The 16,123-nt window shown below is 39.3% G+C and carries 14 protein-coding genes; 6 read left to right on the top strand and 8 right to left on the bottom strand.

The features are described 5' to 3' along the window. Positions 1–30: 30 nt before the first annotated feature. Both IL356_RS05115 and IL356_RS05110 read right to left on the bottom strand, forming a co-directional pair. Positions 31–1,575, bottom strand: a complete 1,545-nt coding sequence (locus IL356_RS05115) for a glycine--tRNA ligase (protein ID WP_121850493.1) — start codon at positions 1,573–1,575, stop codon at positions 31–33. 37 nt (positions 1,576–1,612) lie between these two features. After that, positions 1,613–2,509 (bottom strand): hypothetical protein, encoded by an 897-nt coding sequence (locus tag IL356_RS05110; RefSeq protein WP_121850494.1) that lies wholly within the window; start codon positions 2,507–2,509, stop codon positions 1,613–1,615. Positions 2,510–2,685: 176 nt separating this feature from the next. Between IL356_RS05110 and IL356_RS05105 the strand changes: the two genes are divergently transcribed. Beyond that, positions 2,686–3,276, top strand: coding sequence for a ComF family protein (locus IL356_RS05105; RefSeq protein WP_225621388.1), 591 nt, complete (start codon positions 2,686–2,688; stop codon positions 3,274–3,276). A 38-nt stretch (positions 3,277–3,314) separates the two neighbouring features. Next, positions 3,315–4,931: an Ig-like domain-containing protein gene (locus IL356_RS05100; protein WP_121850495.1), complete on the top strand. Its 1,617-nt coding sequence runs from the start codon at positions 3,315–3,317 to the stop codon at positions 4,929–4,931. Here the strand turns inward: IL356_RS05100 and IL356_RS05095 are convergent. From IL356_RS05095 to IL356_RS05085, 3 genes are read right to left on the bottom strand one after another with little or no spacing between them, the layout of a single operon-like run. Further along, positions 4,918–5,691 carry an amidohydrolase gene (locus IL356_RS05095; protein ID WP_121850826.1) on the bottom strand — a complete coding sequence of 258 codons (774 nt, stop codon included), beginning with the start codon at positions 5,689–5,691 and terminating at the stop codon, positions 4,918–4,920. The genes IL356_RS05100 and IL356_RS05095 overlap by 14 nt on opposite strands. Before the next feature lies 1 nt (position 5,692). After that, complete coding sequence (locus IL356_RS05090; RefSeq protein WP_121850496.1) at positions 5,693–6,322, bottom strand: NUDIX hydrolase; 630 nt, start codon at positions 6,320–6,322, stop codon at positions 5,693–5,695. Further along, positions 6,322–6,792 (bottom strand): ankyrin repeat domain-containing protein, encoded by a 471-nt coding sequence (locus IL356_RS05085; protein WP_121850827.1) that lies wholly within the window; start codon positions 6,790–6,792, stop codon positions 6,322–6,324. Before IL356_RS05085 ends, IL356_RS05090 begins: the two co-directional genes overlap by 1 nt. A 256-nt stretch (positions 6,793–7,048) precedes the next feature. Here IL356_RS05085 and IL356_RS05080 point away from each other — a divergent pair, with 256 nt between their 5' ends. From IL356_RS05080 to IL356_RS05070, 3 genes are all read left to right on the top strand, one after another. Next, the gene (locus tag IL356_RS05080; RefSeq protein ID WP_121850497.1) at positions 7,049–9,256 is read left to right on the top strand and encodes a PAS domain-containing sensor histidine kinase; all 2,208 of its coding nucleotides are present in this window, start codon (positions 7,049–7,051) and stop codon (positions 9,254–9,256) included. A 2-nt stretch (positions 9,257–9,258) separates the two neighbouring features. Continuing rightward, positions 9,259–9,675 (top strand): response regulator, encoded by a 417-nt coding sequence (locus IL356_RS05075; protein ID WP_121850498.1) that lies wholly within the window; start codon positions 9,259–9,261, stop codon positions 9,673–9,675. 62 nt (positions 9,676–9,737) lie between these two features. Continuing rightward, a complete protein-coding gene (locus tag IL356_RS05070) occupies positions 9,738–10,142 on the top strand; it encodes a response regulator (RefSeq protein WP_121850499.1) in 405 nt (134 codons plus the stop codon). Positions 10,143–10,165: 23 nt separating this feature from the next. On the opposite strand, the gene IL356_RS05065 is transcribed toward IL356_RS05070, so the two are convergent. Together IL356_RS05065 and IL356_RS05060 are read right to left on the bottom strand one after the other, a co-directional pair. Continuing rightward, positions 10,166–11,569, bottom strand: coding sequence for a DUF5689 domain-containing protein (locus IL356_RS05065; protein ID WP_121850500.1), 1,404 nt, complete (start codon positions 11,567–11,569; stop codon positions 10,166–10,168). A gap of 12 nt (positions 11,570–11,581) precedes the next feature. Further along, the gene (locus tag IL356_RS05060) at positions 11,582–14,308 is read right to left on the bottom strand and encodes a TonB-dependent receptor (protein WP_121850501.1); all 2,727 of its coding nucleotides are present in this window, start codon (positions 14,306–14,308) and stop codon (positions 11,582–11,584) included. 119 nt (positions 14,309–14,427) lie between these two features. Between IL356_RS05060 and IL356_RS05055 the strand changes: the two genes are divergently transcribed. Further along, positions 14,428–15,468, top strand: coding sequence for an endonuclease/exonuclease/phosphatase family protein (locus tag IL356_RS05055; protein ID WP_121850502.1), 1,041 nt, complete (start codon positions 14,428–14,430; stop codon positions 15,466–15,468). A gap of 47 nt (positions 15,469–15,515) precedes the next feature. On the opposite strand, the gene IL356_RS05050 is transcribed toward IL356_RS05055, so the two are convergent. Then, entirely contained in the window at positions 15,516–16,106 is a 591-nt protein-coding gene (locus IL356_RS05050; protein ID WP_121850503.1) for a 3-keto-disaccharide hydrolase, read from the bottom strand. Positions 16,107–16,123 lie beyond the last annotated feature (17 nt).

Raw genomic sequence — 16,123 nt, 5'->3', positions numbered from 1 at the left:
CTTGGAGTAAGGCCAGATTCCTTTTAAAGTTTAAAGCATCTTTTTAAGCCACCCTTTCATATCGACCTCTTGATGAATGATACTTTTCAAATCATCAATGGCCACACGCTCTTGCTCCATACTATCCCGATAGCGGATTGTAACGGTTTTATCTTCTAGAGTTTGGTGGTCAACCGTGATACAGAAAGGGGTACCATTAGCATCCTGTCTTCTATAACGTCGCCCCACAGCATCCTTTTCATCATAAAGAACATTGAAATCCCATTTAAGGTCATCAACAATCTCTTGGGCAACTTCCGGCAGACCGTCTTTTTTAACCAACGGAAAAACTGCCGCTTTTGTAGGAGCCAAAACAGCCGGTAATTTCAAAACAGTTCTAAAAGTTCCGTTCTCCAGTTCTTCTTCCTGTAGAGAATTTGCGAAAACGGCCAAGAACATACGATCAAGACCAATTGACGTTTCTAATACATAGGGCACATAGCTTTCACGAGTTTCGGGGTCAAAATACTGTAGTTTTTTTCCTGAATACTTTTCGTGGCTGCCCAAATCAAAATCGGTTCGAGAGTGTATGCCCTCCAATTCTTTAAAGCCAAAAGGAAATCTAAATTCTATATCGGCAGCGGCATCTGCATAGTGGGCCAATTTTTCATGGTCATGAAAACGATAGTTATCCTCTCCCATTCCTAAAGAAAGATGCCACTTCATACGGGTTTCTTTCCATTTCTCGTACCATTCTTGCTGGGTTCCCGGCTTAATGAAAAACTGCATTTCCATTTGTTCGAATTCCCGCATTCTAAAAATAAATTGCCTCGCGACAATCTCGTTTCTAAAAGCCTTTCCGGTTTGTGCGATCCCAAAAGGAATTTTCATCCTTCCCGTTTTCTGTACGTTCAAGAAGTTGACAAAAATACCTTGCGCAGTCTCTGGCCTAAGATAAAGATCCATAGCACTTTCGGCAGAGGCACCGAGCTTGGTTCCGAACATAAGATTGAATTGCTTAACATCGGTCCAGTTTTTTGAACCTGACATTGGGCAAGCTATCTCAAGTTCTTCAATCAACTTTTTTACATCGGCCAAATCTTCCTTTTCCAAGGATCTGGCCAATCTTTTAAGTATCGTATTTGCTTGTTCTTGATAATCAACAACACGTTGGTTGGTTGCCAAAAATTGCTCTTTGTCAAACTTATCGCCAAATCTCTTGGCTGCTTTAGCAACTTCCTTCTCGATTTTTGCTTCGATTTTTGAAACATAATCTTCTACTAAAACATCGGCCCTATACCTTTTTTTAGAGTCTTTGTTATCAATAAGCGGATCATTGAAAGCATCTACGTGGCCCGAAGCTTTCCACGTGGTGGGGTGCATAAATATGGCAGCATCTATACCGACGATATTATCGTTCAGTTGCACCATGGCCTTCCACCAATAATCCCTTATATTTTTCTTAAGTTCAGAGCCATTCTGAGCATAGTCATAAACAGCGCTCAACCCATCATAAATCTCACTTGATTGGAATACATAACCATATTCCTTAGCATGGGAAATTACCCTCTTAAAATCGTCTTCTTGTTTTGCCATGCGGCAAAAATAGGATATTACGGAAAGTCAAAAAAAATTATTTCAGTTCAAATTCTGTGGAAGACAACAGTTTCTGGCCTTCAAAAATATTAAGCCTGTACGTACCTTCTTCCAACGAACCCTGAGGAATGGTTATAAAATCGCAGATAGTGGTTTCTTCACCATCAAAATTGAACTCGACCCTTTTGCTGTATACGTTGCCGTTAAATGAGATTGTATTGGCGTTGTCTTCTATAACCTTCATATTGGGATCTAGAAACTGATAGTAAATAACCTTAGTGGTATTCATCTCGGTTATATCGGCAAGTACAGTAACACAGCCACGTAACTTTTCGATAATCGAGGCTTTATTGGTATTGATAGGACGGCCACTTCTCAAACGGAAACCACTGCCTTCTGTAGCCTGTAGACTTAAATAACTCTTTGATTTAAGCTCTCTATTAAGTTCTTGAATTTTTTGTCTTTGCAAAGCTTCGGCCTCTGCCAACGATATACTCTTGCCCTTTAATTGCTCAAGCTCTTGTTTCGTCTTTTCGTATTTTTCGGTAAGCAGAACATTGTTATATCTCAAGAAATTATTCTTAAGCTTAAGACTATCGTTCTTGGCTTCTAACCTGCGGAGTTCGGTCTTGTATTCCCTTAGCTTTTCAACCGTAAAGTTCAATTGACCGACAGAATCCAATAATTGCTGAATTCGATACTTTGAACTTTCCAGTTCTATTTCATTTACCTCGTTGAGAGCCGATAATCGATCTACATCGGTCTTCATAAGGCTTAAATCTTGCACCAAGATCTGCTTTTCCCTTTCCAAGAAAGCTATTTCGCTTCTTGATTGGGCATAGCTATAATAGAATGCAATCAAAATACCTATAATCACAGCGACTAAGGCAGCAAAAATTATCTTGTAATTGAATTTGTTATCTTGAACGTTCATTGGGAACGGATGAGCTTTAGGTAAGTTGGGCTTTAAGACTTAAGATTTTGCTGTACAAAAAGTTAACAAATATACTAATAGATATCAATTCGGTTTTGTTTCCAAGGGTGTGTTTTGGATGTAATGACCATTTAATCAGAGGAGAGGAAACGCTCTGTACAGTTTGTCGGAACAATTTGCCACTCACCGATTATACTTTTAACGAAGAAAACCCAGTAGACCGTATATTTTATGGTAGAATTAACATAGAAAAGGCCAGTTCGTTCCTCTTTTTCATTGAAAAAGGCATCGTTCAACAAGTCATACACAACCTAAAATACAGAAACCAAGAACATATAGGCGATTTTCTAGGAGACTGGTATGGGCAACAGCTACTAGAAAACCACGAGCTCAAGAATACTATTGATTTGGTTATACCCGTACCCCTACATTTCAAAAAACTAAGAAAAAGAGGCTATAACCAAGTTTCAAAATTTGCCCAGAAACTCGCATTCTATCTAAAAGCTGAATACGTTGATAATCTTTTGGTCAAAACATCAAATACCAAAACACAAACACGTAAAAGTAGGGTGGGCAGATGGCAACAAGAAAAATCACTTTACAAATTGCAAGACCCATCGCGAGTCAACAACAAAAGAATACTATTGGTTGACGATGTAATTACAACCGGAGGAACTATGGAAATTTGTGCCCAAGCACTATCAAAAGGCACAAATACCACCATCTATATAGCCAGTATGGCAGTGGTTCCTAAAACTGGCAATTGAAAAATTAGTTGTTTCTTTGTGGCCTAGATTTTACGATTATGGTTCGTAGGTTGGTGGCCTTTCTCTTCTTAGTTTTCATCGCTCTTACTGTATGGCAATGCGCCAGAAAAGGCAGCCCTTCGGGAGGGCCGAAAGATATAACGCCGCCTAAATTGGTCAGAACCGAGCCCGATAGCATGACTATCAATTTCAAGGCGAGTAAAATTCGCCTCTACTTTAATGAACTCATCAAATTGGAGGATGTACAAAATCAATTAATAGTTTCCCCTCCATTGAAATATCAGCCTGAAATTACGCCTCAAGGGGGTGCCAACAGATATGTTGAGTTTAAATTTAAGGATACCTTACGAGAAAATACCACTTACACCCTCAACTTTGGGCAAAGCGTTCAAGATAACAATGAAGGCAACCCAAGTAGTTTCTTAACCTATGTTTTTTCTACGGGTGATTATATCGACTCTTTAAGATTATCTGGGGCGGTCAGAGATGCCTTCAAAAAAAAGGCTGATGATTTTATCAGCGTAATGCTATACGAAATCGATACGGCATATACCGATTCTACTATTTTTCAGAAACCACCCAACTATATCACCAATACACTTGATAGTGCCGTAATCTTTAGATTAAAAAATTTGAAGGAGGGTCAGTACAAGTTATTCGCACTCAAAGACGCAGGAAAGAATAATATTTTCGATCAAAATGCCGATAAGATTGCCTTTTTGAACGACACGATTACTTTGCCCACAGATTCTACCTATGTGCTGACACTGTTCAAAGAAGTGCCCAATTTTAGTATGGCAGTGCCCAGTTTAGTGGCTAAAAACCGGATTCAATTTGGTTATTATGGGGATGCCTCAGGTGTGAAAATCGAACCTCTTACGGCCTTACCCGATACTGTAAGGACGAAAGTGGTAAAAGAACGTGATAAAGATACGCTCAACTACTGGCTGACACCCTTTGAAATGGACTCTCTCATTTTCACCGTAACCAATGAGCGTTTAATGGTCAGGGATACCTTTACTGTTAAAAACAGAAAAGTGGGTATTGATTCTATGCGATTGAACCCTAATCAAAGTGGCTCCTTAAGTTTTAGTCTGCCTTTCTATATAGCATCAAACACACCTATCAGTGAGGTCGATACCACAAAAATGAGCATGATGAACCAAGATTCGCTGCCCGTTTCCTATTTGGCATCTTTAGATAGTATAGAGAATAAAGTTGACTTTAAGTTTGAACGAGAACCCAATCAAAGCTATCAATTAGACCTTCTACCAGGTGCTATAACCGACTTTTTTGGTCAAAGCAATGATACTACCGCTTATTTTCTTTCCACTGGCAGTTATGCCGATTATGGAAACCTCAGATTTGAAGTAAACGTCAAAGAAGATAGATACCCTTTAATAGTTCAACTCACGGATGAACAAGGCACCCTCAAAAGGGAGATTGTCGCAAGAGAGCCCCAATCATTTGAATTCAACCATTTAGAGCCAGCGATGTACCTGCTAAGGGTTATTTTCGACACTAATGATAACGGCAAATGGGATACTGGCAGCTACCTCAAAAAAAGACAACCCGAAAAAATAAGTTACTACCCAGACGTTATCGAGATTCGTGCCAACTGGGAAAAAGTGGAAACCTTTACTATTCGAGAGTAAAGTCATCCATATCTTCTAAGAATTTTAATTTCTCTCTAGTTTCCTCGATGTGGTTTCTTTCGATAGTTGAATAGAGAATAGCTTCCCTTTCGGAGTACGCCAATTGCTCGCCCAAGCAATCGTATGTAGCAGAGTGGCCGGAATATTTATGCCCCTTCTCGTCTACACCTACTCTATTGACGCCAACACAATAGGCCATATTTTCAATAGCCCTAGCCTTTAAAAGTGCATCCCAGGCTCCGACTCTGGGTTTTGGCCAATTAGCTACATATAGCAATACGTCATATTTCTCGACATTTCTGGCCCAAACCGGAAATCTTAAATCATAACAAACCATCGGGCAAATCTTGAAGCCTCTAAAATTGACAATCAACTTTTTAGCACCCGAGTTATATACTTCGTTTTCACCTGCCAAGGTAAAAGTGTGCCTCTTGTCATAATAGTCAATTCCGCCATCCGGCTTCACAAAAAACAAACGATTGGTAAAGAATTCTTGTGCCTCATAAACAATGCTACCAACAATGGCGGCATTCTGTTTTTGGGCCAACTTTTTCATCCATACCAAAGTGTTTTCTCCTTCTGAGCTGTGGATATTTTGAGGGGTCATGGTAAACCCAGTCGTGAACATTTCCGGCAGAATCATCATATCAATTTCCTCATTTACATCAGCCAATTTGTTCTCAAAATAGTTTCTATTGGCTTCGGGATTCTCCCAAACAAGAGGTGCCTGTATCAACGCAATCTTTAGCTGGTCTTTCATTTTAGTCGAAATAAACTTGATTTGAACCATTATTGGTCAATTCGAACAGGTGTTCAATTTGAGATTTCAAAATTCTGTCCTCCGATAGCTCGGGTAATTTATCCACATCAAAATAATCAGCTCCTTGCATATCGAATCCGTGGTTTAGATGACCTCCTTTAACTTCGCAGTAAAATATAAGCTTATAAATATAAAATGGTTGCGGTGGGTGCGGGTGACAACGCTTATCATAAACCGCCAACAACCGTTTCACCTCGGCCTCCAGCCCCGTCTCTTCTTTAATTTCTTTCAGTACAGCTTCCGAAGGCGTATCGCCGATATCGGCCCATCCTCCAGGAATCGTCCATTTACCATCTATACGCTCTTTTGCCAAAAGTATTTGCTGTTTGTCATTTAGCACAAAGGCCCTAACATCTACCTTTACGGTTGGATAATCTTTCTCAGGTAAAAAGAAATTGTCTAAAACTGATAATTCAGAATTTGACAAATGACTCAATAATTGAAGGCTTATTTGTCTTATTTCGGTATATCGCTCTTCGGAATAATCGCTTTCAGCGTACACAAGACCTGTTTCGGCTATAGCCTTTAATCGTTTTATTAAAGTAAGCTGATCTTCATTCGTTAAACCCATCAATCTCGCTCTAAAAGTTGCACCAACTCATCGGAACCCTGAAGTTTGGCGTGATCAAGGGCTGTTTGACCCCGATTATCTTTTACCGATTTATCAGCGCCGTTTGCCAGTAATAACTTTGCTATCTCAGGCCTCTTAAAAGTTGCGGCGTAAATAAGACTAGTACCGCCCATTGCATTTCTATGATTGACATTCGCTCCGTTTTCGACCAGAAGTTCGGCCAATTGGTCATAGCCTTTAAAACAGACTCCCATTAAGGCGGTATTGCCCGCCCCGTCAACTTCGTCTACCCCGGCCCCTTGGTTTAAAAGTAATTGGGCAATATCAAATTGATTGTAGTAGGTTGCCAATATTAAGGGTGTAGAGCCGCGTTGGTCTTTTAGACCTATCAATTCTGGATTTTGTTGAACCTTCTTCTCTACCTTGGTCACATTACCCTCCCTAATGTCGTTTAAAAAATCTTCATTCATGTTTGCCATAATAATTCACCCGAAAAAGCAGTTAATCTATAGTATTAAGTTGTCATTGTAAATTACGAAAATCGATGTTTACAAAGTTTATAAAGCGTATTTTAATATTATGGCTTCATCGCTTTTGTTTATAGTTTGAAAGCTGACTTCGTACGACGTCGGCAAAAAATTTGAAAGAAATGTCCATAGCCAGTTAGTTATTTTCCTACTTTAAACTTTATTTTTAACTTCACACTAACCAAATTCCCCTAAATAATTGGATGCACTGACCGTTGATTCACTTATAAAAGATTCTCCAGTAGCCATTGCCCTACTTGATGAGGACTGTCGTTTTCAAAATTATTCCACTGTTTGGCTACATCAATTCTGCCCTGATCATACAGATATCGAAGGAAAGTTTTTCTTCGACATTATGCCAAATTTACCCTTAGACCTTAACGATGTGCTTCCGTTGGCACTTGAAGGACAATCGAGTGAACATACCGGCAAAAAATTTCTTTCGGACAATGGGGCCTTTAAATGGCTCAAGTGGAAGGTGAACCCTAAAAAGAATTCAGCGGGTGAAATAGACGGTCTTATAGTTGTTCTTGAAGATGTAACGGAACAGCGCAAAAAAGAAGTCATTCACCAACGCGCCTTGGAGGTAGCCCGTATCGGAGGATGGGAAATCGACCTATTGACCAATGACCTTTTCTGGACTGATATTACCAAAGAAATTCATGAAGTTCCCCTCGATTATGTACCCAAATTAGAAGAGGGTATTAATTTTTATAAAGAGGGAAGACATAGAAATACTATCAACAAGGTGGTGGATAGGGCTATAACCACAGGGACACCATGGGATGTCAAGCTGGTCATAGTAACCGCCAAAGGAAGGGAAAAATGGGTCCGGGCAATGGGCGATGTTGAAATGCGTGACGGCAAGTGTGTTCGTATCTTCGGAACATTTCAAGATATTGATGATGAAAAGAAAATGGAGCTCAAACTTAATGAGGTCTCCAATAGGCTGGCGATAGCCACAACCGGGTCTAAAATCGGTATTTGGGAATATGACCTGACTACTGAAAACATTGTATGGGATGACAACATGTATGCCCTTTACGGGGTAAAAAGGAAAAAATTTAATCCTAACAATACGGAGGATTGGACATCGATAATGACGCCCGAGGATATGGAAGCTCTATCTAAAACCCATGCCGCCGCACTAGAAGGAGAAAAAGATTATAACACCAAATTCAGGGTGAGATGGCCCGACGGACAAGTAAAACATATTGGTGCTAGGGCCGTCATTCTAAAAAATAGTAAGGGCAAACCAATCAAAATGATTGGTACCAATCTTGATATTACAGAACTCACTCAAACTCAAATGATGCTTGAAAAGAGCGAAGAATCTTTTCATGAGGCATTTGAACGATCCAATACGGGTATGGCATTGGTCGGCATCGAAGGTAATTGGATCAGAGTTAATAAAAGATTGTGCGAAAAGCTGGGGTATTCGCAAGAAGAACTTCTAAAGACCACCTTTCAAGATATCACACATGTAGATGATCTGGATAAAGACCTACAACTTTTATATGAGGTTATCGATGGCAAAAGAGACAGTTATAGAATAGAGAAACGATACCTGCATAAAAAAGGGCATACGGTATACGCCATTTTAACGGTGACCGCTGTGAGAAATATCGATGGCGACCTTTCGCACTTCGTATCTCAAATTATGGACATTACCCATCGAATTAGAGCTGAAAAGGAATTGACCCGATTGCTTGAGGTGACCAAAAACCAAAATGACAGCCTCTTGAATTTTGCGCACATCGTCTCTCATAATCTACGATCGCACGCCACCAATCTATCAATGCTTACTGGTTTCTTAGCTGGCGAGAAAGACGAAGCGGAAGTGACAGAAATTCACTCAATGTTGAAGGATGCATCAGAAAGTTTGAATGAAACAGTCATTCACTTGAATGATGTGGTACAATTAAAGGTAGGTGCCTCAGAAAAAATGGTACTGGTCAATTTATACGATACCTTGTTCACCGTTAAGAAAAATCTGAGCGTACTCTTTCAAGAAAAAGATGTTACATGCCAAGTTGATATGCCCAAAAATTTGAATATCATGGGCATACCAGCTTACGTAGATAGTATTTTTCTTAATTTACTTACCAACGGAATTAAATACAGCTCGCCCGATAGAGCGCCTTTGTTGAAGATATCTTCAGAAATTACTGATAAAAATGTAATTTTAAGCTTTGAAGACAATGGTTTGGGCATTAATCTAAAGAGACACGGAAAGAAAATCTTTGGAATGTACAAAACCTTTCATAGAAACAAAGATGCCAAAGGCATTGGCCTTTTCATTACCAAAAACCAAATTGAAGCGATGAACGGTCATATTGAAGTTGAGAGTGAGGTTAACAAGGGAACCACTTTCAAATTATATTTTGACAGGACTCAAATTAAATAGAGATGGCTAAAATTAACACTACTTGTATTATTGACGACGACCCCATTTTTGTTTACAGCACGAAGCGAATAATGAAGGAGGTCGATTTTAGTGACGAAATCATTGTATTCAACAATGGCCAAGATGCCATTGATGGATTATCAGATATGGTTGAGGATAATTTGAAACTGCCTCCGGTAATTTTTCTCGATTTAAATATGCCCATAATGAATGGGTGGGAATTTTTAGATGATTTTGTTCAAATACCCAACCCTAATCGTGAACAGGTGGTCATTTACATCATCAGTTCTTCTATCGATCCCCGTGACTTAGAGAGAATCAAAAACTACCCTGCCGTCAACAATTATATTCTTAAGCCAGTGGTTCGCGAAGACCTGCATACGGTTTTAGAGCAGATAAGTGGCGTTCAGAGTAGTTAAAGTACTTTTTGTGTCGTATTTTTAAATCATCCCCACACAGAATAAATAAAACTTAACTCTTGATGCAAAAAGGTTTTGAAAACATCTGTATAGTCGATGATGATGCCATATCAATTTTCGGGCTTAAAAGGGCCCTTCGAAAATTCTGCCCCGATTGTGACCCCGAACCTGAAGTTTTTGAAAATGGTTTGGATGCCCTTGAGACCTTCGAACGTAGAGTTGAAGTGAATGAAGAATTACCCTCCATCATTTTTGTTGATTTGAACATGCCGGTAATGAACGGTTGGGAATTTGTTGAAGACATCAAAAGAGATGAAAGTTTGAAGCATCTTGCCCCTCATATCTTCATTATGAGTTCGTCAATTGATCCTGCTGATAGAAATCGCGCCAAAATACTGGGTCTAGAGAAAAACTATCTTTCTAAACCGGTTACCTATGAAACCTTAAAAGCTAGGTTCTCTACCTAATTATTCCCTTTTGAGCTTTACAATTAATCCCTGATTCCAGGAGAGAAATCACTCGGTGCTATTTGAGGCTGATTTATAGTACCGGAATCACCTGTATCATTAAATATCTGCCATTCGGCAGCATTAAAATTAGAGTTTGCTCTTAAGACTTCCGGTAAGCGCACAGCGCGGCCATCTTCAAATTCATGGTCGGTTCCCGAACCGTCCTCGCCAATACGGCCAAATGTATCTATAACGTTTCCGAAAGGGTCTATCAATTGTAAATTATCGTCTCCATTAGAGTCTGCAGGCGTATTGGTACCTACTGAAATATCCGCCGGAAAACCATAAACGATTTCGAATTCGGTAGCATTGGGCGATATAACCATAGTAGATTCCGGCTCTATGTAATAATCGGATAAATCAATAATTGAGCTCAAATCTGAATTGGCATTGGTATAGCGAACCAATGACCATCCTTTTAGACTTAAAGTTTCGGAACCTGAATAGTAAAGTTCAACAAAACGGGCGCCGGAATTATTATCAGGGTCGGCCAATTCTGAGATAAAAAGCTGATCAGACGTAAATTCATCTATCAATTCTTCGCACCTGTCATTCGTAAAGCTCAAATCGTTTAAATCACGAATGACCAAATACCGATTGCTTCTGTCTGAAATCAGCACACCTGTCAAGCTTCCACTTTCATTGGGTATTACCTCTGACTGAAAATCGGAATACCCGCTATTCAAAATTTTTAAATCTTCATCATTACAATCAATCAGATTTCGTACGGTTTCCTCCTCTCGAATGGCAAAGGGTTCACCGACTTCATTTTCTAAAAATTCGACACGGTCGAAACGAACCAAAGTGCCCAATGGCGCCTCTTCTATATCAGCTACGGAAATAATCACTGGATTTATCTCGGCCGGGGCGTCACAAGACTTGAAAAGGTAATCGTCGATTACCCCTGCGGGCAAGCGCCCTACCGACGTATTACCAAAAGACTCAAAAGTAGCCCCCAACTTGTATTGCTCATTAGACTTTCCAAAATAAAGGCCTTTGAGTTTTATAAATATTTTACTGCCTACCGGATAAAACAAATGACTTTCCCGTAAATCGATTTCTATTTGAAGCCCTGCAGTTGGATTAGTAGAACGGTCTTGAAAATAAATTACGCTAAAAAAATTATTGTCCCTGTCCGATGAAATGACATAACCTTCAATTATCAAGTCATCTTGAATCTGAAATGTTTCTCCTTCGTGGAGACTCATCAATTCTAAATAGCTAATGTTGGCACTTAGGTTTTCACGGCAAAAATCGGAAGGATTCTCAAATTCTCTATTACATGCAAAATTCAAAACAAACACAATCAAAATACCCAATAGTATTGAGGCCCTTATTATTGGTGCAAATAAATCATAGGTGATGTATTTTGATAAAAGATTCATTCTGATACCATTTTAAAAACTAAAAGCAAGGTTGATAAAATAAGTTCGGCCATAGCCATACCAATATTTGGGCGCAAAAGATGGGCTACCGCTTAGGTTATCATCTCGTAATTGCCCGAAATTTCCATTTCTACTCTGTTCGTACCCACCAGTTCGAAATGTAGCATCGAACAAGTTGTTTATACTGGCAAAAACGCTTAAATACTTACCGTTGTGAAGCCAAGATTTGCCTCCCACCAAATTAAGTAGATAGAAGTCTTCTAGCGGACTTTGCCTCAATAATTCAGCCACGTTTTCTTCAGTTGCATCAGGAAAATTTTGACCAGTTTCAGGGTCTAGCAAGAAACTTTGGGTACGAGTAATAGTAGAAATATTTATGTAACTATCCTTAAGGTAATTGGTTGTCATGCTCAACCACCAATATTTAGGGTCGCGATATTCTATGCCCATTGAATAGGCCTGTTGCGGCCCTTGGGCCAATTTATAATCTTTGACCATGGCAGGACCTAAGTCCAAAGCCCCATCCAAATTAATAAGGTCCTCCTCGCGACCTGCTGTATCAAAATTTATTCTCACGTTCGGGTTACTAGCATATACGAATCTACCAACTGCTGCAACTGCACTTAACTTTACGTAAGATGAGGCTTGATATTCGAGCCCTAGTTCTAATCCTTTATGAAGTTTATCCAAGTCTGTCAATACTTCCTGAACAAAGTCAGAGCCGACACCTGTATCTACAAAAAAGAAGTTGATATCGGTAGTATTTTGAAAACGGGTGTAATAAGCGTTTAGTCTACCGCTTAGTTTTGGTAGCCTCAAATGATAACTAAAATCAATGGCGTTCAATCTTTCATTTTGAATCTCTGGAACTACCAAATTGTTTTCTCTAGGATTAATAAAGGTATTTTGGAGGGTGGGCGCTTTTAAAATATAACCCGCATTTAAATCAAGCCAATGCCTATCGTTAATCTTGTAACCTAAGCCGGCCTTAGTTTCGATATTCTGAAAAGAAACATCTTCACTCTTACCCAACGAAGTATCATTAAAGCGCTCATTTTGAAAAAGCCCCTCTCTACTATAACCTAAACTTTTGAATGCAATGGCCGAAAAGACATTGAATTTTTTACTGTGATATCTAGCCTGTCCAAAAAGCCGATATTCCGCGGCACTCAATCGATAGTTGTAATTGAAAATATCATTTTCTCTCTTTTCTATCGGACCATTAACGTCATTTAACGTGCTTGAAAAAGTATCAATGTCAGAATGGTAATCAGCACCCAACAAATCATCTATTTTAGCGTAATTGGAAGACTTAAGAAATTTTGCATTCACCCCAAAATCTAATTGTAAATGATTGTTCAAATAAATATTGGCAATAGTGTTTACGGTATACTGCTCATCGTCTATCACGTCATCATACAGCATATAGCTAGCCATACCATTGTTGTTAGCCGTATATAATTTTGACCAGTTTATTTGCGGATTTTCAACGAAACCTTTTTCCGCCATTACAGCACTCTTAAAATTGGCTCCTAAAGGACCATTGATGTAAAAACTAGGTAAGTACCTGTAGTAAGTTGGATCGGGATTTGGCGCATTATAATAGCCCAACCTACTTCTTCGATGAGTCCCGAACTGATAGGCAAATCCAGAATTTATACTAACCTTGTCGGATTCATATCTATGATTGAACATTAAAATGGGCTCAGAAATCTTTCTTTCGCGCGAGTTTCTTATTTTGTCATTTTGCTCGCCCCAATAAGGGTTGTAAGTATTACCCATTAAATTGAAAACTTCTTCGGTAATGGCAGAAGACCTACCTCGCCGATTAGATGCTAAAATTCCTGTGAAATTAATACTGTGATGGTTATTAAAGTGATATTCCAATCCGCCGAAAAAGCTATAGGCATCATATAAGGTTCCATCAATATACCCTTCACCGCCCCATCTTTTGGAAGACGATACGGTATAGGCCAAACCATTATCTTTAAGACCGGAATTATAGGTAACCATTAATCGGCCCGTATAGGTTCTGTTCGATGCCGAAGCTGTCAATCGAGTACCTTTTCTTAAACCAGTGGGTCGAACATCAATATTGGTATTTCCCAAAATTCCCCCAAATGTGTAATCTGAAGGACTCATACCATTTGAAAATTGTTGATTTCGCTGAATATCATTAAGCCCTCCCCAATTATTCCATTGAGGTCTGCCATCGTAGAACTTGTTCATTGATATTCCATTGATAGACACCTCTCCATTACTAGAATCATAACCTTTTACCCTGAAGAAAGCTTGTCCGAAATCGAAAGCCGCTCTTTGAAGAAAAACGTCACGTGTAGCCTGTAGAAGACCAGAGGGGTTAGAGATATCATTATCATCTGTGAGCTCTGAATCGGTAAGTGTTATAAGATTGGCAGATTGTTCGATTGTGACATCGTCATCGAGCCAAATAGTGCCAAGTTCCAATTCCGCCTTTTCTAAATAGAGTTCTATCCTTTTTGAGGAATATCCCGGAGCCTCAACTGTTAGTAGTACATCGGCAGTAAGTGATTCAATATGAAAGTAGCCTTCTTCATCACTCAGTTCTGAAATATTGGTCTGGTCTATTCCAATTAATGCTTCACTGATAGGGGTATTAGTTCTTGAAGACACTATTCTTCCCTTGACCCCATAAACATCTTGCGCGTAACTTATCAGGCCAATGAAAAATGTAACAGTAAAAAGAAGTAGATACCGCATTAGATACTTTTGATAAATCTTTTGCCGTTTCTATAACGAAAATTAAGAACATTCTTACATATGGATGACATATTATCTATATTTTTTCGTTTATTAAATGATATGCTTTGATTCTTAAAATGAAAATTGGCCTTTTAATTTACTTTATTTTATCCCTTTTATCGGTTCACGGGCAGACTGAACAAACCTATCAGGTTAGAACTATCGCTTTTTATAACTTGGAAAACCTATTTGATACCAAGAACGATACTTTAACTTTTGATGACGACAGAACCCCTGAAGGAAAAGACAATTGGACCGATGAACGCTATCAAAAAAAGCTTCACAACATGGCACAAACGCTATCTGAAATAGGCTCTTCTAACACAGGTACCGCTCCTGATATTATCGGAATCTGTGAAGTAGAAAACATTGAGGTCATACAGGATCTCTTGGTCAGTAAGTCTTTAAAGAACTTAGGGTATGAAATTGTGCATTACGACTCGCCCGATGAACGCGGAATCGACGTAGCCCTACTCTATAAAGAAAACGCCTTTTTACCTGCATCATATGCCAGCCATCGATTGATTTTAATGGATGAAAACGAGGAGCGAAACTATACAAGGGACCAACTTGTGGTGGGAGGAAGATTAGACAATGAACAGATGTACTTTATAGTCAATCACTGGCCTTCTAGAAGTGGCGGTGAAGCACGAAGCGAGCCAAATCGCTTGGCAGCGGCCCATTTAAACAAACGTATTATTGATTCCATTCAAAAGATGGATAGTCAGGCCAAAATAATTAGCATGGGCGATTTTAATGATGACCCCAACAATAGAAGTTTTAAAAAGGTGCTGAAAACAAAAGCTAATAAGCGAAAGCTGCAAGAAGGAGAATTGTTCAATCCCATGGAAAAATTATTCAAAAAAGGGGTCGGCTCGCTTGCCTACAGGGATAAATGGAATCTTTTTGACCAAATCTATTTTACTGAAAGCCTTGTAAATAACGAAAACAAAGGATATCAATTTTGGAAGGCCGGCATTTTTAACCCTGCCTATTTAGTTACGCAAAAAGGAAGGTATAAAGGTTACCCGTTTAGAACTTATTCCGGAGGGAACTATACAGGTGGTTACTCCGACCATTTCCCGGTCTACATATATTTGCTTCGGAAACCAGAATAAAAAAACTCCCCTAAGCAGGGGAGTTTTCTCAATATTTTAAAACGCTTTTAAAGCTGTTCGATTTTAAGGTTTCTCCATTTCACCTTGATACCACCACCGTCATGAATTTGTAATGCTACCGAACCTTCGCCAGCACCTATCTTTTCATCGGTAAATGTAATCATTTCGGTTCCGTTAAGCCATGAAGTGATTTTGTCACCTTCAACACGTATCTTCATTTTGTTCCATTTGCCCATCTTTAAGGCCTTATCTTTTTCGGCATCCGGTTTGATCAACCATCCGCGACCATAAGATTCATACACCCCACCAGTATCGTGCCCTGGAGGCGCCACCTCGACTTGCCAACCGGTAATCTTCGTTCCTTCAATGGTAGAACGAATAAAAACACCGCTATTGCCATTTGCCTCTTGCTTGAACTCTACGTTCAATTCAAAATCTTTGTAATGCTTGTCAGTAGCCAAATAGCCATAACCCTTATCAGGACCACTTTCGCAAATTAAAAGACCGTCTTCCACGTACCATTTTTCGGTACCGTAGACCGTCCACCCATCAAGGTTTTTCCCGTTGAACAATTTCTCTTTTTGCGCGAAGGTAAATGACGCAAAAAGTACTGCAGATAATACAAGTAACTTCTTCATTAATAAATTTGGTATAA

The sequence above is a fragment of the Euzebyella marina genome (genome assembly GCF_014855515.1).
GTDB lineage: Bacteria > Bacteroidota > Bacteroidia > Flavobacteriales > Flavobacteriaceae > Euzebyella > Euzebyella marina.
Note: the sequence above shows the minus strand (reverse complement) of the source record. Positions and strands in the feature narration are given on the sequence as shown.